Below are 25023 nucleotides of genomic sequence, written 5' to 3' on the forward strand. Positions count from 1 at the left end.
CAAACTGTTCGTAGCGTTGAATATTGGCAAGGAGGAACGACATAATGGTAAAGCGCAGCAGGATTGTGGCCTTTTTTTTACTTCTTCTTTTAATAGGAACGGCAATTGGAACCACAACCGAAAACATTGTAAAAGATATTAAATTAGGGTTAGACCTTCAAGGTGGATTCGAAGTTCTTTATGAAGTTCAAGAATTAAATAAGGGTGATGAAATTACTGATCAAGTAGTTTCGGATACCCAGAAAGCCTTGGATAAACGTATTAATGTAATTGGCGTCAGTGAACCGAATATTCAAATTGAATCGGGAAATCGAATTCGTGTTCAACTTGCAGGAGTAGAAGATCAAACAGAAGCACGTGAAATTTTATCTACTCAAGCAAATTTAACTTTCCGCGATAAAAACGATGTTGTCAGACTCGATGGATCGGATTTGAAATCGGGGGGAGCTACCCAAGTTTTTAATGAAACGGGTGCTCCAATTGTGTCAATTCAATTGAAGGATCGTAAGAAGTTTTATGAGCTTACAAAGGAATTGTCGCCAACACGTGAACCACTGGTAATTTGGTTAGATTTTGAAGAAGGCGATTCATACGCGGAAGAGGCATTGAAACCAGATCCTAAGTTTATCAGCGCACCTTCTGTGAATAAGCCAATTAATTCAAGCGATGCGATCATTGAGGGGAACTTCACAATTGATGAAGCGAAAAACTTAGCATCATTATTAAACGCAGGAGCACTCCCTGTGAAGCTTGAAGAGATTTACTCTACCTCGGTTGGGGCAAGTTTCGGGGAAAAAGCACTAGAGAAAACCGTTTTTGCTGGGATCATCGGAGTTGCGATTGTGTTCTTGTTTATGATGATGTTTTATCGCTTCCCAGGTGTTATTGCTACCATTACGCTATCTCTTTATATTTTCTTAATCTTATTGATTTTTGATTGGATGAACGCTGTCTTAACTCTGCCTGGAATTGCAGCATTAATTCTTGGGGTAGGAATGGCGGTTGATGCAAATATCATTACGTATGAGCGCATAAAGGAAGAACTTAAAGTCGGTAGATCGATTCAAGCGGCTTTCCAAACGGGAAATAAAAACTCTTTCATGACGATTTTAGATGCTAATGTAACAACCATTTTAGCGGGTATTGTGCTCTTTATTTTTGGAACAAGCTCAGTTAAAGGGTTCGCCACAATGCTTATAGTAAGTATTTTAATGAGTTTCTTAACCGCAGTATGGGGGTCTCGTCTCCTTCTAGGCTTATGGGTCAATAGCTCATTCTTAAAAGATAAGCCAGGTTGGTTTGGTGTCAAACAAGCTGATATCCACAAACTTTCTGAAAACGTGGATACACTGGATCTGAAAACAAGATTTGATCGCTTTGATTTTGCTGCTAAACGAAAAGTGTTTTTTAGTTTGTCGGGTGTGCTAATTGCACTTGGGCTTGTTGCACTCGTAGTTTTCCGGTTGAACCTGGGGATTGATTTTGCGAGTGGAACACGAATGGAAATCTTGGCAGATAATTCGATCACCCAAGACGAAATCACAACAGAACTGGAAGAAGTTGGTATCACATCTGATAATATCATTATTTCGGGTAGTGACAATGAAATAGGCGTGGTTCGTTATAAAACGGAACTCTCACAAGAAGATATCGCTAGTTTAAAACAACATTTCACCGACATCTATGGAGAGGAACCCAGTATTAGTACCGTCTCCCCAGTCGTAGGAAAAGAGCTAGCTGCCAATGCTATTAAAGCTGTAGCGATAGCATCAATTGGTATTATTCTTTATGTAACCTTTCGCTTTGAATTATATATGGCAATAGCAGCCATTGTTGCTTTATTGCATGATGCGTTCTTTATATTAGCGTTTTTCAGTTTAACAAGACTGGAGGTAGACATTACGTTCATCGCCGCCGTCTTAACGATTGTCGGATATTCGATCAACGATACAATTGTTACCTTTGATCGATTGCGTGAAAATTTACAGAAGAAAAAGCGCTTAAAAACACCAGAAGATATTGAGGATGTTGTAAACTCGAGCTTACGTCAAACGTTAACACGTTCGATTGCAACGGTAATTACAGTAATCTTTACTGTCGTTGCGCTTATGATATTCGGAAGTTCTTCAATCAACAACTTTACGATTGCTTTACTAGTAGGACTCGTATCTGGTACTTATTCTTCCATCTTTATTGCTGCGCAAGTCTGGCTTGTTTTAAAGAAAAAAGAGTTGAAGAAAAAAGGAACAATAACAACTTTTAAAGAGAAAAAACAATGGAACGACGAGCCTCAAGTGTAATAGAAAGACCGCAGAATCCTGCGGTCTTTTCCTTTTTACCGTGGTAATCATGAGGCTGCCGCCATAGAGCAAGCCACTTCCGCATTTCGTGATCCAGCTGCAGTGGCTAGGGACTCGGGCATTTGTCAGTCCACTACGTGAAGCGGGCTTCACTGCGTGTTCTGCCAGATGCCTGCCGTCCCTGGGCAGCCACTTCCGCTTTTCAATGTCCTCTGTAGTTTTTTGTGTTTTATGGGTTACAATAAAATGGTACTTCTATCGATAGATTACTTTGGAAGTGAATAGGGAATGGAAAGTTAGACAGTTCTTTTATTAGTTTGTACTAGGTTGGATTTATTTGGTAGAGGGAATGGACGAAGGAGGAGTGTAATGTGACAGAGGATCGCTTTAAAAAAGCAGAATTTGCCGCCCTAGTAGGCATTGTGGGAAATGTAGTTTTAGCCATAATAAAATGGGTAGCTGGTATTATGGGAAACAGTCGTGCTCTCATTGCAGATGCTGTTCACTCTGCTTCTGATGTAGCGGGGTCTCTAGCAGTTTACATAGGGTTGAGAGCGGCAAAGCAACCACCTGACAGGGATCATCCCTACGGTCACGGCAAAGCTGAATCAATAGCAGCGATTATTGTTGCGGTTTTGTTGTTTTTAGTCGGAATTGAAATTGGGAAATCTTCCGTTGAATCTTTTTTTGAAACGATTGAACCACCGAACTTTATCGCAATCTACGCGGTCATTTTTTCTATTATAGTAAAAGAATCGATGTTTCAATATAAATTCCGATTGGGTAAAAAACTGAATAGTAATGCATTAATCGTGAACGCATATGAACATCGATCGGATGTTTTTTCTTCTCTAGCTGCTTTAATTGGGATCGGTGCTGCGATGGCAGGGGGGAAACTGGAAATTGATTGGTTGGTTTATGCCGACCCTGTCGCGGGGATATTGGTCGCTCTTTTAGTGTTACGAATGGCCTGGCATCTTGGGAGAGAGTCAATACATAATACACTAGATCATGTATTGCACGAAGAGGATACGGTCCCACTTAAGGAAGCCGTTTTAGCGATTCCAGAAGTGTTGGGATTAACCGAGTTGCATGCAAGAGAGCATGGGTTTTATGTAATTATTGATATAAAAGTAAGTGTTGACCCACATATTACCGTAGAAGAGGGTCATAAAGTAGGAAAGAAAGTAAAAAAGGTACTTCTTAGTATGCCGAACGTAAGAGATGTATTTGTACACATTAATCCGTATAACCCGAAAGATGTGTAGAAAATAAATAATAATAGGGAAGAGGAGAAGCTATGAAATTTCAATGGACGTTGTTGGTTTCCTTTTTATTTGCATTAATCGTCGCAGTATTTGCTGTAATTAATGTGGATGCAGTTGCAGTAAATTATTTATTCGGTACTTCTGAATGGCCACTCATTCTGGTTATCCTGGCTTCGGTGTTGATGGGTGGATTAATTGTTGGTTCCGTAGGCATCGTAAAAGTGTTTAATCTTCAACGGAGAATCAAGCAACTGTCAAAGGAAAATGAAAATTTACTGGCACAATTACCAAAGCAACATGAAACAGAAAATGTAGATGAAGATATATCTACAACAAAAGAATTGATTTAAATTGTAGATAAGAGCATTTTTGCTCTTATCTTTTTAAATTTGAAAAACATAATGATTATTGGTCCGACTCGAGGGTAGCAGCTAAGGGGCAAATAACGCTCCACGGAGAAGGTCGGGACCTTCTCCGTGAACCAACATTTGCCCGCCGCTGCTGTGCGACCCACTTCCGCTTTTCTTGAAAGCTTTTTTTTCGTTCTGTATAATAAGAAAGGCTAAAGGGGTGATCGAATGTTAAGTTCTAAAAGTCGTTGGATTGTTCAGAACGTTGATGAAGAAAAAATAAATAGGTTAAAAAGTGAATTAAATATCCCTACTATTGTGGCAAAATTATTATGTAACCGTGGCATCGATACGATTGATGACGCACGGTCCTTTTTATGGAGTAAAGAAGAATGTTTTCACGACCCTTTTTTATTGAAGGATATGGACGTTGCGGTGGAGAGAATTCGACGAGCCATCTCCGATCAAGAAAAAATATTGATTTTTGGCGACTATGATGCCGATGGAGTAAGCTCCACGTCCGTGATGATGCTCACTTTACGTGATTTAGGAGCGAGTGTTGATTTTTATATTCCAAATCGTTTTTCAGAAGGATATGGACCGAATGAAGGGGCCTTCCGTTTTGCGTTTCAAGAAGGCTACTCACTTATCATTACCGTGGATACTGGGATTGCCGCCATTAATGAAGCGGAACTAGCAGCTGAGTTAGGGGTAGACTTAATAATTACTGACCATCATGAACCAGGTCCTGTTTTACCAAAGGCTCTTGCGATTCTCCACCCGAAACGAGAGGATGGATCCTATCCCTTTCCTGATTTAGCTGGAGTTGGAGTTGCTTTTAAATTGGCTCATGGACTATACGGCGAGGTACCTCATCATTTACTTGAAATCGCTGCCATCGGGACGATTGCCGATCTAGTCCCATTATTTGATGAAAATCGAGCGATTGTAAAAAAAGGACTCGCTTTACTTCGACAGTCAAAACGACCAGGTATCAAAGCCCTTTGTCAAGTAGCAGGAACAGATATGGCTGACATTGATGAGGAAACAGTCGGATTTTTACTTAGTCCGCGAATAAATGCGGTTGGTCGTTTAGCGGATGCAGATCCCGCTGTTGATCTTCTTCTCACAGAAAATAGTGATGAGGCATTAATAATCGCAAAAGAAATTGATTCCATGAATAAAGAAAGACAAGCCATCGTCTCAGAGATGACAAAAGAAGCAGAAGCGATGGTCCACAGCTCGTTTCCTATAAAAGATAATGCTGTGCTAGTGATTGGGAAGGAAGGCTGGAATCCAGGGGTTGTTGGCATTGTTGCTTCCAGACTCGTTGAAAAATTCTATCGTCCAACTATCGTCTTAAGCTTTGATCCTGAAAAAGGACAAGCGAAAGGATCGGCTCGTAGCATAGCTGGTTTTGATCTATTTAAAAATTTATCGGAAATGCGCGAATTGCTCCCTCATTTTGGCGGTCATCCAATGGCTGCAGGGATGACGTTGACTTTAACAGATGTTGAGGAGCTTCGAGAACGATTAAACAAACAAGCATTTGCTCAATTAACTGCAGAAGATTTTACTCCTGTTACAGAGCTCGATAGTCAAATTGAAGTGGAAGACATTACAGTTGAGAGTATCCAAAATGTAAAGCTACTATCTCCATTCGGAATGGGAAACCCAAAGCCAAAGATGCTTATTTCAAATGCATCTGTAGGGAATCTAAGGAAAATTGGTGGAAATGGGGCTCACCTAAAATTAAATCTACTTCAAAATGGATCTAGTTTAGATGGCATAGGTTTTCATATGGGGAATCTTGCCGACCACATTGCTCCTGCTGCTTCCGTTTCGGTCATTGGTCAATTATCGATCAATGAGTGGAATAACACGAGAAAGCCGCAAATATTTCTACAAGATGTCAAAGTAAACGAGTGGCAACTTTTTGATATGAGGGGAACGAAATTAGGGAAATGGCTTCATGCAGTGCCTAGTCAAGATGTATTGTACGTTTGTTTTCAAGAAGCAACTTTGCTTCAACCAGATATGATTCCATTAAAGAATCAAGTGAAGCTACTTTCATCTCTAGAAGAAGTGCAAGAGGTGTCGGTATCTCAACAGACGCTCGTATTGTTAGACTTGCCGATTGTAAAAGAGCACTTAGAAACTCTATTACAAACAGGACAACCGGCAAGAATCTACTGTTGTTTTTTTCAAGCAGATAGTCACTTCTTTAGCACGATGCCTACAAGAGAACATTTTAAATGGTATTATGCCTTTCTATCAAAAAAAGGGCAATTTGACTTGGGTAAATATGGAGATCAGCTTGCGAAGCATCGCGGGTGGTCAAAAGAAACGGTAGATTTTATGTCAAAGGTGTTTTTTGAACTAGATTTTGTTACAATAAACAATGGATTAATATCCTTACAACCTGTTTCGAAGAAAAAAGACTTCAGCGAATCACCGTCTTTTTTACAAAAACAGGCATATTTTCAGCTTGAAAATGAATTACTGTACTCTCCTTATCAAGATCTAAAATCTTGGTTCGATAAAAGAGTATCGCCCGCTAAACATGAGGAGGAAATGGAATAATGGACTTAAAGCAATTTGTGACAATTGTTGAGGATTGGCCGAAACCAGGTATTAAATTTAAAGATATCACCACGTTAATGGACAATGGTGATGCTTATAGATATGCTACTGACCAAATCGTTGAATATGCAAAGGAAAAACAAATCGATCTTGTTGTCGGACCTGAAGCACGTGGATTTATTATTGGTTGCCCAGTTGCGTATTCATTGGGAGTAGGTTTTGCACCTGTTCGTAAAGAAGGCAAGCTACCGCGTGAGACGATTAAGGTTCAATACGGATTAGAATATGGTAGTGATATTTTAACGATTCACAAAGACGCGATCAAACCAGGTCAACGTGTTCTTATTACGGATGACTTATTAGCAACAGGTGGTACGATTGACGCCACTATTAAATTAGTAGAAGAATTAGGTGGCGTTGTTGCTGGAATTGCCTTCTTAATTGAATTATCTTATCTTGATGGTCGCGATAAGCTTCATGGTTATGATATGCTTACATTAATGAAGTACTAAAGAGTTAACATGATACTTAGAAGGGCGCTCATTCGAGTGCTCTTTTCTTTTAGAGATTAAAAAAGAAGTAGTTGTTTGGTTAGGCTGTTTTTCCAGCAGTATTTATTTCGCTAATATTACAGGTTCATGGTATCATTCCGCCTCTATTTGATGTAAAACAACAGCAAGAATACAGGATTCCATCTAAAATTAGATGAATTAGCAATAATGTATATGAAAAGAGTATTTGAATATGAGTGAAAAAGGATGAGAAAATAGTAAAACAAGCTTTCTTGTTTCTGAAAAAGTATCAATAGTAGTTTTGGACACTCCAACGGACTACTTACTAACCAAAAGTTCTCACTTCAGCAACTAAAGTGTTATCATTAGGAATAAAAGAATGTAACCACGACAATATTTGTGATTGTTCGAGGGAATTCTTCTCTTTCCCTTTACATATTCGCTTTTTTTTTCGATAATAGTAACAATTAATAATATAAATATAAGATAAAGGTGAGTAAATCTATGGCGAAAGACCAGGTCCTAACCGCCGAACAAGTGATTGATCGTACAAAACAATATTTAAGAGATGAAGATGTAGCTTTAGTTCAAAAAGCATGTGAGTTTGCTCACAATGCTCATAAAGAACAATATCGTAAGTCGGGTGAGCCTTATTTCATTCATCCGATACAGGTAGCTGGTATTTTAGCTGATCTTGAAATGGACCCTGCAACCGTTGCAGCCGGTTTTCTTCATGATGTCGTTGAAGATACTCCGATTACCTTTATTGAAATAAAAGATATATTCAACGAAGAAGTTGCCATGCTTGTTGATGGTGTTACAAAACTCGGAAAAATCAAATATAAATCACATGAAGAGCAGCAAGCGGAAAATCATCGAAAAATGTTTGTCGCTATGGCACAAGATTTGCGTGTGATTTTAATTAAGTTAGCAGACCGGCTCCACAATATGAGAACATTAAAGCATCTTCCTGTGGAAAAACAGCGAAGAATTGCCAATGAAACGTTAGAGATTTTTGCTCCATTAGCCCATCGACTTGGTATCTCCAAGATTAAGTGGGAATTGGAAGATACAGCCTTACGCTATTTAAATCCGCAACAATATTACCGCATAGTTAACTTGATGAAACGAAAGCGGGCTGAACGCGAACAGTATTTAGACGAAGTGTTAAATGAAGTCCGAGATTCGATGAAAGAAGTTTCGATTGAAGCTGAAATGTCAGGGCGACCAAAACATATTTATAGTATTTATCGAAAAATGGCATTACAAAACAAACAATTTAATGAAATCTATGATCTGCTAGCGGTTCGAATCATTGTCGATAGCATAAAAGATTGCTACGCTGTTTTGGGAATTATCCATACATGCTGGAAGCCAATGCCAGGACGGTTTAAGGATTATATTGCGATGCCTAAACCTAATATGTATCAGTCATTGCACACGACAGTAATTGGTCCTAAAGGGGATCCTCTCGAAGTTCAAATTCGAACGACGGAAATGCATCAAATTGCCGAATACGGAGTTGCGGCTCATTGGGCATACAAAGAAGGAATCAATAACGACGAAAAGGTGCCAATCGATAAGAAGCTGTCCTGGTTTAGAGAAATTTTAGAATTCCAAAATGAATCAGCTAATGCTGAAGAATTTATGGAATCCCTCAAAATTGACCTCTTCTCTGACATGGTGTTTGTTTTCACACCAAAGGGAGATGTCCTTGAGTTGCCATCAGGTTCGGTTCCGATTGATTTTTCGTATCGGATTCATTCCGAAATCGGAAATAAAACGATTGGGGCAAAAGTGAACGGTAAGATGGTGACCTTGGATTATAAACTTAAAACAGGCGATATCATTGAAATTCTAACATCTAAACATTCCTATGGCCCAAGTCAAGACTGGTTAAAGCTTGCCCAAACGTCTCAGGCAAAAAATAAAATTAAACAGTTCTTTAAAAAGCAGCGAAAAGACGAGAACATGGAAAAGGGCAAAGAGCTTGTCGAAAAAGAAATTCGTGCGCTCGACTTTGAAGTGAAACAAGTGTTAACGAACGAGAACATTAAACGTGTTGCTGAAAAATTCAACTTTTCTAATGAAGAAGATATGTATGCCGCTGTTGGCTATAACGGCATTACCGCTGCTCAAATCGCCAACCGATTAACCGAGAAACTTCGAAAACAACGAAACCAAGAAGAAGCGATTGTAGAAGTGAAGGAATTAAAAGGACAACCTCCGCGTAAGCGTGGAGAAACAGGGGTACAAGTAAAAGGGATTGATAATCTGTTGATTCGTCTATCCCGTTGCTGTAACCCTGTTCCTGGAGATGAAATTGTTGGTTTTATTACAAAAGGTCGAGGTGTGTCTGTTCATCGTGGAGACTGTCCTAATATCACAACAGATGATGGGGAGAACCGGTTGATTCCCGTCGAGTGGGAAAGCGATGCCACGCAAAGAAAAGAATACAATGTCGATATTGAAATTACTGGATATGACCGCAGCGGTCTGTTGAATGAAGTTCTACAAGCGGTTAATGAATCAAAAACAACCATTACAGCTGTCAGTGGAAAATCAGATCGAAACAAAATGGCCACGATCGGGATTTCGATGTCTATTCGGAATGTGAATCATTTGCAACGAGTAGTGGATCGAATCAAGCAAATTTCAGATATCTATGCAGTAAGAAGGATTATGACGTAAGGAGTTTTCCAATTGAGAGTGGTGTTACAAAGAAGTAAAGAAGCAAATGTGAAAGTCAATGGGGAAGTCACGGGTCAAATTCAAAGCGGGCTGGTCTTATTAGTGGGGGTCACGCATGAAGATAGGATAGAAGATGTTAACTATCTAGCCAATAAAATCACTCATTTACGGATATTTGAAGATGAAGACGGAAAAATGAACGAATCCTTGCTTGATGTTGGAGGAGAAATTCTTTCTGTTTCACAATTCACATTATATGGTGATTGTAGTAAAGGGCGCAGACCCAATTTTATGAAAGCAGCCAAACCGGACTTTGCCGAAGAGCGTTACTTACAATTTAATGAGGCATTAAGAGCGGCTGGATTTAAGGTTGAGACTGGAATATTTGGCAAAATGATGGACGTTTCACTGGTGAATGATGGGCCCGTTACCTTGATACTTGAAAGCTAAGAAATTAAAAAAGGATCGCTTTCCTAAAAAGCGATCCTTTTTTGTAAGTTTTTTTTGTATATACATTGTTGCTATTTAAATTACGATCCAATGCAATCCTAAGTGTAAGGAGGAATTATGTTCAAAAAAAGACAATATGTTGCCTCGCAATCGACCTTGTTAACAATTTATCTTGCAGCAAAAGCAATGTTTCTTGTGAAAACATCCTCATTGAAAGTTGTGAACAAGACCGTTATATACACCAGTTGTGGACATCTCAGTGAATTGCTTAGAATTCACTGTTAGTTCTTCGTTAATATTGCTTAAGAAACCGAGTTCAAGTAGGACAGCGGGACGTTTGTTTTCACGAATCACATGATAATTTCCTTGTCTAACTCCTCGGTTTTTTGAGGCAATCGCTTTTGATAATTTTGAACTGATGGAGGTTGCAAGGTCTTTTTGATAGCCATGATAATAATAGGCCGTATGACCTGTGACAGAAGGATCATGGATACTATCGAAGTGGAGAGATAAGAATGCATCGGCTGCGTAATAGTGAGAGAGACTAACGCGTGTCCGTAGAGATACATAACTATCGTTTTTTCTTGTTAATACTACTTTCGCTCCTGCTCGTTTTAATTTACTGTATAAAGATTCAGCCGTTTTTAAGGTAATCAGCTTTTCTAAGGTCCCCCTCGCCCCAATCGTTCCACTATCAATGCCGCCATGACCTGGGTCAAGTAAAATGGTTTTCCCGCTCAGTGAATTTTCATTGGGAGAAGCAGGGGGAGGAGTAGGATCTGGTTTCTCTGAAGCCGTTTTTGTTGTTACGACCCAGCCGGCTACGTAGCCAATCTTTCCATCTGCTAAAGAAATTTTGAACCAATCGCCCTCCTTTTGAAGAATGGGGAATTCCTCGCCAGCAAAAACTCTCTTAATGACGGGTTTGTTCACAGATGCTCCTGCACGAATATTTGTCCCGTTATAAATAATTTGAACGTTGCCTTTCGATGTACTAGGTCTGTCTGCTGGTGATGAAGGTTTCTCGTTTGAGTAAGATTTTTGTAAGTACCATCCCGCTACCCAACCGGATTCCTTCTCAGATAACTGGATTTTTGCCCAATTACTTTGCTCGTCTAATATTTTATATTTTTCGCCATTTGAGACGCTTCGGATGATCTGTCCGTTCAAAGATCCTTGATTCCGGACATTTAATTTATTCACGGTCACTGTTCCATATAGTGCGTTCGTTGTCGGTTCTTGAGGAGGAGGGGCTGTCTCTTTTTTTACATATTGAATAAAAGAGGAAGACACCCATGCAGTACTAGTTCCGTACTGAATTTCCACCCAATCTTTCTGACCTCTCAAGACATAAACTGTATTCCCTTTTTGAACTGTTCCGAGAATACTTCCTCTCAAGCTTGGTTCATTACGAACGTTCAACCTGTCGACCGTAATGATGGCTTTTTGATTGATCTTATTCGTGTGAACTGGAGGTGCTTCCGACTGCGTTTGGCGATTAACGTAATCTCTATGAACCCAGCCTTTTTCATTTTTAAAAACAATATGTAGCCAGGATCCTTCTTCTTTAATAATTTCGACCTTATCACCTTTATAGAGGGATCCGATTATGCTAAAATTGGTTCCTGCTCCAGAGCGGATTCGTAGACCATTTTCTTTTATGTAGCCAAATAAAGCGGGAGACGTTTCTATTTTTTTTGTAATTGAGACGAGCCAGCTTGCCACCCAGCCTTTTTTGCCTCGAGAAACTTCAATTTGAGTCCAATCATCTTTCTGATTTAAGACCCCATAGGATTGTCCTTTTCTCACCGTTCCAATTACCTTATACGTTAATCCTGGACCACTTCGAACATTTAAATTTTCCGTGTTCACGGTGACAGAGTCTGCTCCGTATGTAGGAGTGGGCAATAAGCTCCCAAATAAAACGAAGAGACAGATGACGAGTAAACTTTTGTTTTTCATTCTTAGCACCTCCTAATTTCCTACTCTATTGTATATGTAATAGTTCATAATGCCTACCGTTATGATAGGGATTCTACCATAATAATTTCGATAGATATAGGAAAAATCCTTTTTCTGTTTAATATGAAAGAAAACAGGAGTGATTGGAGAGGATAAGAGTAAGAGAAGTGAAAGGGTGAAAATATGAGATCAAGTGATAAGCAAACAATCAATCAGGCTGGTAGTGGCCAAGTATTTGGCGTTGACTTCCACCATTTTTTAGCAAAAGAAAGTGCAGCGACATCAGTAGAACTTGCATCAGAATTTGGATTATCGCTAAGGGAAGTAAGAGCATTAAAAAAGAAGTTGGAACGAGGGTAGAATAAACATTCTCTATTCTTATACTTTGTTGAGATAGAAATTAATACTGAATTGGATTATTTCTATTGGCTATGATTAGTTCGAATATCATAACGAAGCAGGCATCACCTCCGAGTTTTTCATTTGCCTGACGCCGGAGGGTGAGCCACTTCCGCTTTTCGTGATCCAGCTGCAGTGGCTAGGGACTCGGGCATTTGTCAGCCCACTACGTGAATCGGGATTCACTACGTGTTCTGCCAGATGCCTGCCGTCCCTGTGCAGCCACTTCCGCTTTTCATAAATTAAACTTGACAATGAAAGTCCACCTTCGTATGATTATAGAAACAAAATGACATTAAAACCAATGACGGAGCACAGTAGCTTAGAAGCACATGAAAAGAGAGGAAATGGCTTGGCTGAAAACATTTCTACATGATGCCTTAGTGAATGAACACTTCTTAGGTTTCTTTCTGAAACAACGATTGAGTTTATTAGGAAAGAACGTTGCAGGCGTTAACTGTTTAAGAGGAAGCATTCTGCTTCAATTAGGGTGGCACCGCGGGTAAAAAACTCTCGTCCCTTGTTTCATACAAGGGAGACGGGAGTTTTTTTTATTTGGTTATTTTATGTTAGGAGGAAATCGATTATGGTGAAAATTCCAAGAGGTACTCAAGATATTTTGCCTGGTACAGTTGAAAAGTGGCAATACATAGAGAGTACGGCGAAAGAACTGTGTAGATTATACCAATACCAGGAAATTCGCACACCGGTTTTTGAGCATGCTGAATTGTTTTTAAGAGGAGTTGGCGATACAACTGATATCGTCCAAAAAGAAATGTACGTATTCAAAGACCGAGGAAACCGAGATCTTGCTTTACGCCCTGAAGGGACAGCATCAGTTGTCCGGTCCTTCGTTGAAAATAAGATGTTTGGCGATGCTAACCAGCCCGTCAAATTGTTTTATACAGGTCCTATGTTTCGCTACGAGCGTCCTCAAGCAGGACGTTACCGCCAATTTGTTCAATTTGGTGTTGAAGCGTTAGGAAGTGAGGATCCAGCAATTGATGCAGAAGTTATTGCACTAGCAATGAGTCTCTATCAAACACTTGGATTGAAACAGTTAAAGCTTGTGATTAATTCATTAGGCGATACGGAAAGCCGTACGGCTCATCGTGATGCACTTGTGGCACACTTTCAACCACGAATAGGAGAGTTTTGTACGGATTGCCAAAATCGATTAGATAAAAATCCATTACGGATTCTAGACTGTAAAAAAGATCGGGATCATGAACTCATGTGTTCCGCTCCATCGATTTTGAATTTCTTAAATGAGGAGTCTCATGCTTATTTTGAGAAAGTCCAAAGCTACTTAAAGAGTATGGATGTGGCGTTTACAATCGATCCAACATTGGTTCGTGGCTTAGATTACTATAATCACACGGCTTTTGAAATCATGAGCGATGCAGAAGGATTTGGTGCGATTACGACCTTATGCGGTGGTGGTCGATACAATGGGTTGGTCGAGATGATTGGGGGGCCAAATACAGCTGGAATTGGATTTGCCTTAAGTATCGAACGGTTATTAGCCGCACTTGAAGCTGAAAATATAGATCTACCTATTGAACAGAAAGTAGACTGCTATTTTGTTTCATTAGGTGAGGATGCAAAGGACTATAGTGTCAAGCTACTGCACCAACTCCGTCAAGCGGGTTTTTCAGCTGATAAAGATTATTTAGACCGGAAAACAAAAGCACAGTTTAAAGCAGCGGATCGAGTCAATGCAGAATATGTGGCTATCCTAGGGGAAGAAGAACTTGCGGAGAAGAAAGTGAAAGTGAAAGATATGGAAAGCGGCGAGCAAATTCAACTTGACCTAGAAGCATTTGTCCACCAGTTTTCACAGCTACACAACTAAAGGAGGAGAAAAATATGAGCGAGCGTACAAATTGCGGAGTCATTTCGGAACAACATATAGGGGAAAAACTTTTGCTTAAAGGATGGGTTCAAAAGCGTCGTGATCTTGGAGGGTTAATATTTGTTGACCTCCGTGACCGGACTGGGATTGTCCAAGCTGTCTTTAACCCTAAAGTTTCACAAGCGGCTCTTGAAACGGCAGAAAAAGTGAGAAATGAGTATGTGGTTCACATTGAAGGCACGGTAGTCAAACGTTCAGATGGGGCAATTAACCCAGCTTTAAAAACGGGGGCAATTGAAATCCAGGTGGAGAAAATCCAAATAATCAATGAGTCTAAAACACCTCCATTTATGATTGAAGATGCTACCGAAGTATCTGAAGACCTTCGTTTGAAATATCGTTACTTAGATCTCCGACGTCCCGTTATGTTTGAAACCTTTAAAATGCGTCATCAAGTGACGAAATCCATTCGTCACTTCCTAGATGATCAAGGGTTTATGGATGTGGAAACTCCGATGCTAACGAAAAGTACACCAGAGGGAGCAAGAGATTATTTAGTTCCAAGTCGAGTTCACGAAGGTGAGTTTTATGCCCTTCCTCAGAGTCCGCAAATCTTTAAACAATTGCTGATGGTGTCCGGATTTGAACGCTATTATCAAATTGCCAGATGTTTCAGGGATGAAGATTTACGTGCAGATCGTCAACCAGAATTTACGCAAATTGATATCGAAATGAGTTTCTTAGAGCAAGAAGAAATCATCACACTGATGGAAAGCATGATGCATAAATTGATGAAGGAAGTCAAAGGTATCGATGTTCGTTTTCCATTCCCTAGAATGACCTATGATGAAGCGATGAATCGTTACGGATCGGATAAACCAGACACACGCTTTGAAATGGAATTAATCGATGTGGCTGAAGTTGTAAAAGATTCAGGCTTCAAGGTGTTCACGAGCACGATTGAAAACGGCGGCCAAGTCAAACTTCTCAATGTAAAAGGAGCGGCAGCGAAATATTCACGTAAAGACATCGATGCATTAACGGAATTTGTTTCTCGCTACGGGGCAAAAGGACTTGCTTGGTTAAAAGTAGAAGAAGAAGGCTTAAAAGGACCAATTACGAAGTTTTTTACAGAGGAAGAGCAAAAGGGTCTGCTAAACATTGCTTCGTGTGAGGCGGGTGATCTACTATTATTTGTTGCAGATAAAAAGTCGGTGGTGGCAGATGCACTTGGTGCACTTCGTAGTAAACTAGCAAAGGATCTTAAACTAATTGATTATAGTAAGTTTAACTTCTTATGGGTGACTGATTGGCCACTCTTAGAGTACGACGAAGAAGATGGCCGTTATTATGCGGCTCACCATCCGTTTACTATGCCGGTTCGCGAAGATCTACCTTTATTAGAAACCTCTCCTGAGCAAGTCAAAGCAGAGGCTTATGATCTAGTTCTGAACGGGTATGAACTAGGTGGAGGAAGTCTTCGTATATATGAAAGAGACATTCAAGAAAAAATGTTTGAGGTACTAGGATTTTCGAAAGAAGAAGCAAAAGCACAGTTTGGTTTCCTATTAGAAGCGTTTGAATACGGAACGCCTCCACATGGTGGAATTGCTTTAGGACTTGATCGTTTAGTTATGCTACTAGCTGGTCGCACCAATTTACGTGATACGATAGCTTTTCCAAAAACCGCAAGCGCAAGCTGTCAGCTAACGAATGCACCAAGTGAAGTAAGCGAGAGTCAACTGCAAGATTTACATTTGTCATTAAATGTAGAAAAATAGAGAACTATTTCCAGTATCTCCTTCGTTGAATCCAAATGTAAAATATGATAAGATACAATTACAAGTAGAAGTCCTGATGTGTTCGTTGTATTATCTATAAGTTTTGACCGAACATTTCTAACTTTGGGAGTCTCCGTTTTTAAATAGCGTACATGCCTCCTGCGGGAGGACGTACAACGTTTAGAACAAGACACCCACCTGCCGAGAGCGGGTTCAAAACGTTAGTATCTCAGCGACGGCACGATTGGGACTTCTATACCTTATATGAGTATTCAGCTTCTTGAATTTCAAGGAGCTTTTTTTTATTTGGCTCTTTTCGTAAATTTTGTTGCCACTAGCACAAAGAATAAACAGGCAGAAAGATTTTTTCGATGTATTTCGTACTATTTATTTAGAAATCAAAAATTTTCGCTAGGAAAGACTGTTTTCCACGCTACATACATTCCGTTAATAGGTGAGGTTTTGGTGCTTATTTTCTCTGTTTTAGATGAAAACTCTAGTAGAATGGAGTATTTCACCTAATTGTAGATTCCATCGATTATTTTGTTGTTTATATTCATCGAAAATAGACGAAAAGGACCCCGAAGCAAAGCTATCTAACAGTTTTAAACTGAATAATCTTCGAGAAAACAGCCTTACGAAAAGAGCATTTTTCAAATGTCAATCCGCAACAGGAACTTGAGATTCCTGTGAATTCTGCAATTTAGCTGGCTCTTCAGATTGCGATGGTTCTCTGTCTCATAGTTGTATTATCTCATAGAAAACCGATCGGGTTATATTGCTTTTGACCCAAAATTAAGCTATTCTAATTAAATGAAACTATAAGCTTGGAGTTGGTTTTTTTGTTACATCAATTTTCACGAAATGAATTAGCAATTGGAAAAGAAGGTATACAAACATTAAAAAATAGTACCGTTGCCGTATTAGGCATTGGTGGCGTAGGTTCTTTCGCTGCCGAAGCTCTTGCTCGTTCGGGTGTCGGTCGATTAGTTCTTGTTGACAAAGATGACGTTGATATTACGAATGTGAACAGGCAAATTCACGCATTAATGTCCACAGTCGGTCAACAAAAAGTAGAATTAATGAAGGATCGTGTTCTTGATATTAATCCAGAGTGCGAAGTGATAGCACTTAAGATGTTTTATACAGAAGAAACGTACGAACAATTTTTTAGTCAAGGAATTGATTTTGTTGTCGATGCTTCTGACACCATTTCTTATAAGCTCCATTTAATGAAAGAATGTCTAAAGAGAGACATCCCCATTATTGCGAGCATGGGAGCAGCGAATAAAAATGATCCGACCCGTTTTAAGATTGCCGATATTTCTGAAACACATACAGACCCAATCGCAAAAGTTATTCGGACTCGCTTGCGAAAAGATGGTATTACTAAAGGTATTCCAGTTGTATTCTCGGATGAAAGTCCGATTGTGATTCGCGAGGATATTCGTCAAGAAGTCGGAAATGACCAGGCAGAAATTCGTAAAGCAAAAATGCCCCCTTCCTCGAATGCCTTTGTTCCTTCTGTTGCTGGACTTATTGCTGCAAGCCATGTCATTAATACAATGTTAAAAGAAATCAAAATGACAAGAGTCAACGATTAAACCACTGGTCTCTCAGTGGTTTTTTACTTTTAAAGTGTATCTTGAATCAAGATATACTAAGGCTATTTACATAGAATAGAGTAAGAAAGCTTACATGTGAAGAGAACCGACCTTATCTAGAAAATAGATAATTCTTTGAAAAACAGCTTTATTTTTGAAACCTTAGCTTGTGTAGTCCGTATAAACAATAGAATCGATAAAAGACTGAAGAACTTCGTAGCAAAAAGAAGGTTTGTATCGAGAGGTGGAGAATAGGTAGTAGGTGGTAGTGTCAACTATTTAGGAGGTTTCGTATGGAAAGTATTGTAAGTATTCAAAACGTTACAAAGAAAATTGGCAAGAAAACGATCATTGATTCCTTGAGCTTTGATGTAGTGCCAGGAGAAGTTTTTGGTTTTTTAGGCCCCAATGGTGCAGGGAAGACGACCACAATTCGAATGATGGTTGGGTTAATTAGTATGACTAGCGGGGACATTCAAATCGCCGGAAAGAGTATCAAAACGGATTATGAAAAAGCAATCGCGAATGTAGGGGCTATTGTAGAAAATCCAGAACTTTATAAATTTTTAACAGGGTATAAAAACCTACTTCACTTTGCACGAATGCACGGAAATGTCTCAAAGGAAAAAATCGATGAAATGGTAGAGCTTGTTGGGCTTACTGATCGAATTCACGACAAGGTTAAAACGTATTCACTTGGAATGAGACAACGATTAGGATTAGCACAAGCTCTATTGCATGATCCAAAGATTCTCATTTTAGATGAACCGACCAATGGGCTTGACCCTGCCGGAATTCGTGAAATTCGGGATTATGTTCGTCAATTGGCGAAGGAGCGAAACATAGCAGTGATCGTTTCTAGTCATCTTTTATCTGAAATGGAAATGATGTGTGATCGAATCGGAATCATACAAAACGGAAAACTGGTAGATGTTCAAATGGTATCTGATTTTGTGGATGGAAGTGAGCAGGTTTATCAGCTTGAAGTTTCACCTTTAGCTGCAGCTGAAATAGTCATGAAGGAAAAGCTTTCGCATTTAACCTACACTCAGCTTAATGATCTTCTTCATGTTCAATTAGAAAAAGAGGAAATTCCTGCTTTGGTGAAAACGTTAGTGGATAATGAAATTGCTCTTTTCTCCGTGACAAGAGCTGCTAAAACATTAGAGGATCGTTTCCTTGAGATCACGGATGAGAAAGGAGCGAAGGCACATGCTTAATTTACTCCGCAATGAGTTTATGAAGATTTTTAAAAAACCTGGTACGTATGTCATGCTTGGTCTTCTGGTGTTGTTAGTTGGGATTATGGGTGCTGTATTAAAGTATACAGAGGTAGATACAGCAGAAGATTCTAATTGGGAGCAACGACTGACAGAAGAAAATCAATATCTTCAAGAAGTTATTGCCAATGATGAAAATGAAAACATGGTCACCTCACAAAACAAAAAAAACTTAGCAATCAATACGTACCGACTTGAAAATAATATTCCGCCAGAACAAGGTTCAAGTGTATGGACGTTTGTTGACAATGCTTCTGGTGGAATTGAACTGGTTGGATTGTTTGCGATTATCGTCGCAGCAGGAATTGTAGCGAGTGAATTTTCTTGGGGTACGATCAAATTATTATTGATTCGACCAATCTCTCGACTGAAAATATTGCTATCAAAATACATTACCGTCATTTTATTTGGTCTGATGCTGTTAGTATCGCTATTTGTGCTCTCTTCTGTTGTCGGCTTAGTTTTATTTGGCGGAGGAAATAGTGTTCATTTAACCTACTCGGGTGGAGAAGTAATTGAAGAATCAATGATCTGGTATTTAGCAAAATCATACTTATTAGGTTCAATCGGAGTCTTCTTAATCACGACTATGGCCTTTATGATTTCAACCTTATTCAGAAATAGCTCGATCTCCATTGGAATTTCGATCTTTGCTTTATTATCGGGTGGTGTGGTAACCGGTATCTTATCTTTTTGGTTTGATTGGACAAAATACATTATTTTCGCCAATACAGATCTTACGATGTATGCAGAAGGAACTCCCCTTGTTGAGGGCATGACACTAGGGTTTTCATTAGCCGTTTTGGCTGTCTATTACGTTATTTTTATGCTTCTCGCTTTCATTCCATTTGTGAAACGAGATGTAGGGGCGTAAGTTATAGAAGGCTCTTTTCGTAGACTGTGTGGCTTTTTTATCTGATTTTTGCTTAAATTGCCCATTTCACTGTTGATTTCCATTAAAAATAGATGGATCCAGCTGCAGTGGCAAGGGACTCGGGCCTATGTCAGCCCACTACGTGAAGCAGGATTCACTGCGTGTACTGGCAGATGCCAGTCGTCCCTGGGCGAGCCACTTCCGCTTTTCGTAAATGATGCCCGAAACAAAACTATATCACCGTTTATAGACTGGTGCGAAAAGCAACAAACTTTGCGAAAATAGCCTTATAGAAAAACCGCCGTTCTTTGTGAATGGCGGTTTTTAGCTATTTTACCCTTGTTTTTTACGGAAGTGCAAGAAAGGTCCTCTATTGGTTGTAGAAGAACCGATATTGTTTACCAAAGGTTCTTTTCGCATACATTGTTGCTCTAGTATATAAAAATGGATGGAAACACACATTTTTTTCTAATTTCGTGTTGAAAATGATGTGAAAAGATCCCCACAGTTTTTCTTCATCACGAAATAAGGACTAATGTTAAAAGCAACAATCTTTACGAACGCAGCCTTCTGTTAGGACTGAAGTTTTTGATAAATCATCGAGAGTGCTTTTTCAAACTTCCCGGTTTCTTTGGGTTCATAATATTTAGCGTTGCGAATGGTGGCAGGAAGGTATTGTTGCTTAACCCATCCGTTTTCATAATCATGGGGATATTTATATTCTAGTCCTCTACCCAGTTCTTTTGCGCCTTGATAATGACTGTCTTTTAGATGAGACGGAACATCCCCGCTTTTTCCACTACGGATATCTTGAAGGGCATTATCAATCGCCATAATCGCAGAATTGGATTTGGGTGATAAACAAAGTTCAATAACGGCGGATGCAAGTGGGATTCGTGCTTCTGGAAAACCTAGTCGCTCAGCAGATTCAATGGCTGCAAGTGTTCTTGGGCCGGCTTGTGGATTGGCAAGCCCGATATCCTCATAAGCAATCACTAGAATTCTTCTCGCGATACTGACAAGATCTCCAGCTTCAATCAGTCGACCCAAGTAGTGAAGGGCTGCATTAGTGTCACTCCCACGAATAGATTTCTGGAAACCACTTAGTACATCATAATGAGCATCCCCGTCTTTATCATGGGAGAAGCTTTTTTTTTGTAAACATTCTTCTGCAATGGCTAACGTGATATGGATATATCCTTCAGGGGCAGGTTTTGTCGACATGACTGCAAGTTCAAGCGCGTTTAACGAACTGCGAACGTCGCCGTTACTGGCTTGTGCAAAGTGACGTAAGGCCTCCTCCGTTATATTCACATCATATTTCCCTAAGCCATTTTCTGAATCCTCAAGAGCCCTTTGCAAAGCGAGCATGATTTCCAAAGTGGAAAGAATATGAAGCTCAAATATTTGGCATCGACTTCGGATTGCGGGATTGATAGCATGATAGGGGTTACTGGTCGTTGCCCCTATTAATGTAATCATTCCATTTTCTAAATAAGGTAGCAGGAAATCTTGCTTGGCCTTATCGAGACGGTGGACTTCATCAAGTAGTAAAATGACTTTTCCTGACATTTTGGCTTCTGCTGCAACGATTTCCAAGTCTTTTTTATTATTGGTCACTGCATTTAAGATTCGGAAAGCGTATCTGGTACTTCCAGCAATCGCATTAGCAATCGATGTTTTGCCAATCCCTGGCGGACCATATAAAATCATAGATGAAAGCTGCTTTGCCTCCACCATTCTTTTAATAATTTTCCCCTCCCCAACAAGGTGGGTTTGTCCGATGATCTCGTCAATGGTTTTCGGTCTTAAGCGAAACGCCAATGGTTTAATACTCAAGAAAATCACTCCAAACTAACGTTCTAAAATGGTGTTTTAAATGTATCATACCTTCACTAAAAATGCATTTATGCCTTATTGTATGCTATAATGCTATATTGATTAAGCTGTATATGCAAAGAATTTTGCTTTGTTCAACAGTGTATATTTCATAAAAATGACAGGACTCGGGGCAACTTTTTGTCTCTTTCTGAATGAAATCAATACAAATACGGTGAATTCCATAATCTTCAAATTAAGTAGCAACAATGCATAGGATAAGACCCAGTAATATAGAGTCCTACGAATGAGAATCTTGCCAAGTAGAACATAAAAATATAAAAAAACAAAAATGGACAACTAATAGAATGAAGTAGGGGGGACCCCAGTGAAAATTTCTACCAAAGGCCGCTACGGCTTAACCATCATGATTGAACTGGCAAAGCGCCACGGAGAGGGACCAACCTCACTGAAGACCATTGCTCAAACACATGAATTATCGGAGCATTATTTAGAACAACTTATCGCACCGTTACGGAATGCGGGACTTGTAAAAAGTATACGTGGAGCCTATGGGGGCTATGTTTTAGCGAAAGAGCCAGCTGAAATTACTTCGGGTGATATTATTCGTGTTCTAGAAGGACCGATTAGTCCGGTTGAAGGAATTGAAGAAGAAGAGCCAGCCAAACGAGAATTATGGATGAGAATTCGTGATGCGGTTAAAGATGTCTTAGACAATACGACAATTGAAGATCTAGCTAGTTATACAGAAGAAGGCGAGTCAGACGCCTATATGTTTTATATTTAGGATATATTCGTAGTAGTATATAAACCTGAAAATTATCGATTTCGGGGCATCATTTCGTGCTTTTGAACTAAATCACTGGAAAGATGGAAGATTCCATTGATTATTGAGTTAATAAGCAAAAAAGTATACGAAAAGAGGCTATATTTAATACAGGAGTGAACAAGAATGAATGCGATCTATCTTGATCATGCAGCAACATCACCAACTCACCCGGAAGTAGTGAAACAAATGCTCTCGACTTACACGAATGTGTATGGAAATCCTTCGAGTATTCATGGATTTGGTCGTGAGGCTAGGTATTTAGTGGATAAAGCAAGAACGACCCTTGCAAAAAGCATTGGAGCTTCTCACAATGAAATCATTTTCACAAGCGGGGGAACCGAGGCAGATAATTTGGCGCTAGTAGGAGTATCGACAGCCTTGAAACAAATAGGCAACCATATTATCACAACATCTGTTGAACATCACGCAATCTTGCACACCTGTCAACAGTTAGAGAAGCAAGGGTTTGACGTAACCTATCTTCCTGTAAATGAAGACGGAGTTCTGTCTTTACAACAAGTAAAACAAGCGCTCCGTGAGGATACCGTCTTAGTTAGTGTGATGTTTGGCAATAACGAAGTTGGAAGCATTCAACCGATTAAAGAAATAGGTGAATTACTTCAACATCACCCTGCCTATTTTCATACTGATGCTGTGCAAGCTTACGGAACCGTTGACATCGATGTCAACCAGCTTCACCTGGATTTGATGTCTGTTTCGGGTCATAAGATTAATGGACCAAAAGGAATTGGCTTTTTATATGTGAAAGAAGATACACCTCTATCTCCTCAATTATTTGGAGGTGAGCAAGAACGAAAACGAAGAGCAGGTACGGAAAATCTTCCTGGTATTGTAGGACTAGCAAAAGCTGCGACCCTTTCAATGAAAGCAAGTCAAGAGAAAAGGGAATCCTACCAAGAAATGAAGGACACACTCAAAAATATTCTCACAGAAGAAGATGTCACGTTTTTCCAAAACGGTTGTCTTGAGACATCTCTCCCCCATGTGCTAAACTTAAGTTTTCCAGGAACCGATGTAGAATCTTTACTCGTTAATTTAGACATGGAAGGTATTGCGGTTTCTAGTGGATCGGCTTGTACAGCGGGTTCAATTGAACCTTCTCATGTTCTTGTAGCGATGTTTGGGGAAAAATCTGATAGGGTACGAAATTCTATCCGTTATAGCTTCGGCTTAAATAATACATTAGAGGATGTTGAGTTTGCGGCCCGTAAATCCGCAAAGATTATTCATCGTCTGACTTCAATTTAATCAGAAAGTGTGGTGAACATCATGAAAAAAGCGCCTAGTGATACAAGAGTAGTAGTTGGAATGTCAGGAGGAGTGGATTCTTCTGTTGCAGCTCTTTTATTAAAGGAGCAAGGTTATGATGTGATTGGGATATTTATGAAAAACTGGGATGATACCGATGAAAACGGTGTTTGTACAGCGACAGAGGATTACGATGACGTGATTAGAGTAGCAAATCAAATCGGCATTCCCTATTATGCAGTTAATTTTGAAAAACAGTATTGGGACAAAGTGTTTACGTATTTCCTAGATGAATACAAAGCGGGAAGAACACCAAATCCAGATGTGATGTGCAACAAAGAAATTAAGTTTAAAGCTTTTTTAGAGCATGCTGTTAAACTAGGGGCAGATTATCTGGCAACAGGTCATTATGCGCAGGTTCAAGATCAAGGTGGAGAAGTCAAAATGCTCCGTGGTCACGATCATAATAAAGACCAAACTTATTTTTTAAATCAGTTGAACCAAGCTCAATTGGAAAAAGTAATGTTCCCTATTGGTCATTTAGAAAAAAAAGATGTTCGTAAAATTGCAAAAGAAGCTAATCTTGCTACGGCAGAGAAAAAAGATAGCACCGGTATTTGTTTTATTGGTGAGAGAAACTTCAAGGAGTTCTTAAGCCAATACTTACCAGCACAACCTGGGTTGATGGAGACTCTCGCTGGAGAAGTCAAGGGCAAACACGATGGCTTAATGTACCACACGATTGGTCAACGTCACGGTTTAGGAATTGGTGGAGCAGGAGATCCGTGGTTTGTAGTAGGAAAAGATCTTAAACGGAATGTACTTTTTGTTGAGCAAGGGTTCGGACATGATAGCCTCTACTCGACGTCCATTACCGCTACAGATCTTAGCTTTACTTCTAAAGAATCGCCACAAACGGAATTTCGCTGTACGGCAAAATTCCGCTATCGTCAAGATGACGTGGCGGTGAGGGTTCAGTTGCAAGAAAACGGTGAAGCAATCGTAGTATTTGATGAACCTTCACGTGCTGTAACCCCTGGACAAGCGGTCGTCTTTTATCAAGGTGATGTTTGCCTAGGTGGAGGAACGATTAATAAGATTTTTAAGAATGAAACACTCCTAACGTATGTTGGATAGTTTGTGCTTTTCTCAGCTCTTTTTATAGAGCTGGGATTTT

General features: G+C 39.6%; 18 protein-coding genes, 1 other RNA gene and 1 other annotated feature. Of the genes, 17 read left to right on the plus strand and 2 right to left on the minus strand.

Annotated features, from left to right (window positions below; genetic code table 11):
- Positions 1–44: 44 nt before the first annotated feature.
- The 7 genes from secDF (at position 45) to dtd (ending at position 10154) form a co-directional block, all read left to right on the plus strand.
- The gene (gene secDF / locus U8D43_RS01745) at positions 45–2300 is read left to right on the plus strand and encodes a protein translocase subunit SecDF (protein ID WP_335869239.1); all 2256 of its coding nucleotides are present in this window, start codon (positions 45–47) and stop codon (positions 2298–2300) included.
- 371 nt (positions 2301–2671) lie between these two features.
- A complete protein-coding gene (locus U8D43_RS01750) occupies positions 2672–3568 on the plus strand; it encodes a cation diffusion facilitator family transporter (protein ID WP_335869240.1) in 897 nt (298 codons plus the stop codon).
- Positions 3569–3600: 32 nt separating this feature from the next.
- Positions 3601–3918, plus strand: a complete 318-nt coding sequence (locus tag U8D43_RS01755; protein ID WP_335869241.1) for a LapA family protein — start codon at positions 3601–3603, stop codon at positions 3916–3918.
- 228 nt (positions 3919–4146) lie between these two features.
- Positions 4147–6501: a single-stranded-DNA-specific exonuclease RecJ gene (recJ, locus tag U8D43_RS01760; protein WP_335869242.1), complete on the plus strand. Its 2355-nt coding sequence runs from the start codon at positions 4147–4149 to the stop codon at positions 6499–6501.
- Positions 6501–7013, plus strand: a complete 513-nt coding sequence (locus U8D43_RS01765) for an adenine phosphoribosyltransferase (RefSeq protein WP_335869243.1) — start codon at positions 6501–6503, stop codon at positions 7011–7013. Before recJ ends, U8D43_RS01765 begins: the two co-directional genes overlap by 1 nt.
- Positions 7014–7517: 504 nt before the next feature.
- Entirely contained in the window at positions 7518–9704 is a 2187-nt protein-coding gene (locus U8D43_RS01770) for a RelA/SpoT family protein (protein ID WP_335869244.1), read from the plus strand.
- Between the two features lie 12 nt (positions 9705–9716).
- The gene (dtd, locus tag U8D43_RS01775) at positions 9717–10154 is read left to right on the plus strand and encodes a D-aminoacyl-tRNA deacylase (protein WP_335869245.1); all 438 of its coding nucleotides are present in this window, start codon (positions 9717–9719) and stop codon (positions 10152–10154) included.
- A gap of 207 nt (positions 10155–10361) precedes the next feature.
- Here the strand turns inward: dtd and U8D43_RS01780 are convergent, their stop codons facing one another.
- Positions 10362–12116, minus strand: a complete 1755-nt coding sequence (locus U8D43_RS01780; protein ID WP_335869246.1) for an N-acetylmuramoyl-L-alanine amidase family protein — start codon at positions 12114–12116, stop codon at positions 10362–10364.
- Positions 12117–12299: 183 nt separating this feature from the next.
- On the opposite strand from U8D43_RS01780, the gene U8D43_RS01785 reads away from it, so the two are divergent.
- The 7 genes from U8D43_RS01785 (at position 12300) to U8D43_RS01815 (ending at position 19909) form a co-directional block, all read left to right on the plus strand.
- Positions 12300–12476: an RNA polymerase subunit sigma-70 gene (locus U8D43_RS01785; protein WP_335869247.1), complete on the plus strand. Its 177-nt coding sequence runs from the start codon at positions 12300–12302 to the stop codon at positions 12474–12476.
- Positions 12477–12810: 334 nt separating this feature from the next.
- Positions 12811–13039, plus strand: a binding site (T-box leader).
- 59 nt (positions 13040–13098) lie between these two features.
- Positions 13099–14370, plus strand: coding sequence for a histidine--tRNA ligase (gene hisS / locus U8D43_RS01790; RefSeq protein ID WP_335869387.1), 1272 nt, complete (start codon positions 13099–13101; stop codon positions 14368–14370).
- A 14-nt stretch (positions 14371–14384) separates the two neighbouring features.
- Complete coding sequence (gene aspS, locus U8D43_RS01795; RefSeq protein ID WP_335869248.1) at positions 14385–16151, plus strand: aspartate--tRNA ligase; 1767 nt, start codon at positions 14385–14387, stop codon at positions 16149–16151.
- 67 nt (positions 16152–16218) lie between these two features.
- Positions 16219–16406: non-coding RNA, 6S RNA (gene ssrS / locus U8D43_RS01800), on the plus strand.
- Positions 16407–16993: 587 nt separating this feature from the next.
- Complete coding sequence (locus tag U8D43_RS01805; RefSeq protein WP_335869249.1) at positions 16994–17755, plus strand: tRNA threonylcarbamoyladenosine dehydratase; 762 nt, start codon at positions 16994–16996, stop codon at positions 17753–17755.
- 293 nt (positions 17756–18048) lie between these two features.
- The gene (locus U8D43_RS01810) at positions 18049–18975 is read left to right on the plus strand and encodes an ABC transporter ATP-binding protein (protein WP_335869250.1); all 927 of its coding nucleotides are present in this window, start codon (positions 18049–18051) and stop codon (positions 18973–18975) included.
- Complete coding sequence (locus tag U8D43_RS01815; protein WP_335869251.1) at positions 18968–19909, plus strand: ABC transporter permease; 942 nt, start codon at positions 18968–18970, stop codon at positions 19907–19909. Before U8D43_RS01810 ends, U8D43_RS01815 begins: the two co-directional genes overlap by 8 nt.
- A gap of 573 nt (positions 19910–20482) precedes the next feature.
- Here U8D43_RS01815 and U8D43_RS01820 read toward each other — a convergent pair.
- Entirely contained in the window at positions 20483–21742 is a 1260-nt protein-coding gene (locus U8D43_RS01820; RefSeq protein ID WP_335869388.1) for a replication-associated recombination protein A, read from the minus strand.
- Between the two features lie 373 nt (positions 21743–22115).
- Between U8D43_RS01820 and cymR the strand changes: the two genes are divergently transcribed.
- The 3 genes from cymR to mnmA all read left to right on the plus strand — a co-directional run bounded on the left by cymR (position 22116) and on the right by mnmA (position 24983).
- Entirely contained in the window at positions 22116–22535 is a 420-nt protein-coding gene (gene cymR / locus U8D43_RS01825; RefSeq protein ID WP_335869252.1) for a cysteine metabolism transcriptional regulator CymR, read from the plus strand.
- Between the two features lie 165 nt (positions 22536–22700).
- Positions 22701–23846 (plus strand): cysteine desulfurase family protein, encoded by a 1146-nt coding sequence (locus tag U8D43_RS01830; protein ID WP_335869253.1) that lies wholly within the window; start codon positions 22701–22703, stop codon positions 23844–23846.
- 21 nt (positions 23847–23867) lie between these two features.
- Positions 23868–24983, plus strand: a complete 1116-nt coding sequence (mnmA, locus tag U8D43_RS01835) for a tRNA 2-thiouridine(34) synthase MnmA (protein WP_335869254.1) — start codon at positions 23868–23870, stop codon at positions 24981–24983.
- Positions 24984–25023: the final 40 nt, after the last annotated feature.

Origin of the sequence: Bacillus sp. 2205SS5-2, assembly GCF_037024155.1 — a bacterium.
In the GTDB taxonomy this organism is placed as follows: Bacteria; Bacillota; Bacilli; order Bacillales; family Bacillaceae_K; genus Bacillus_CI.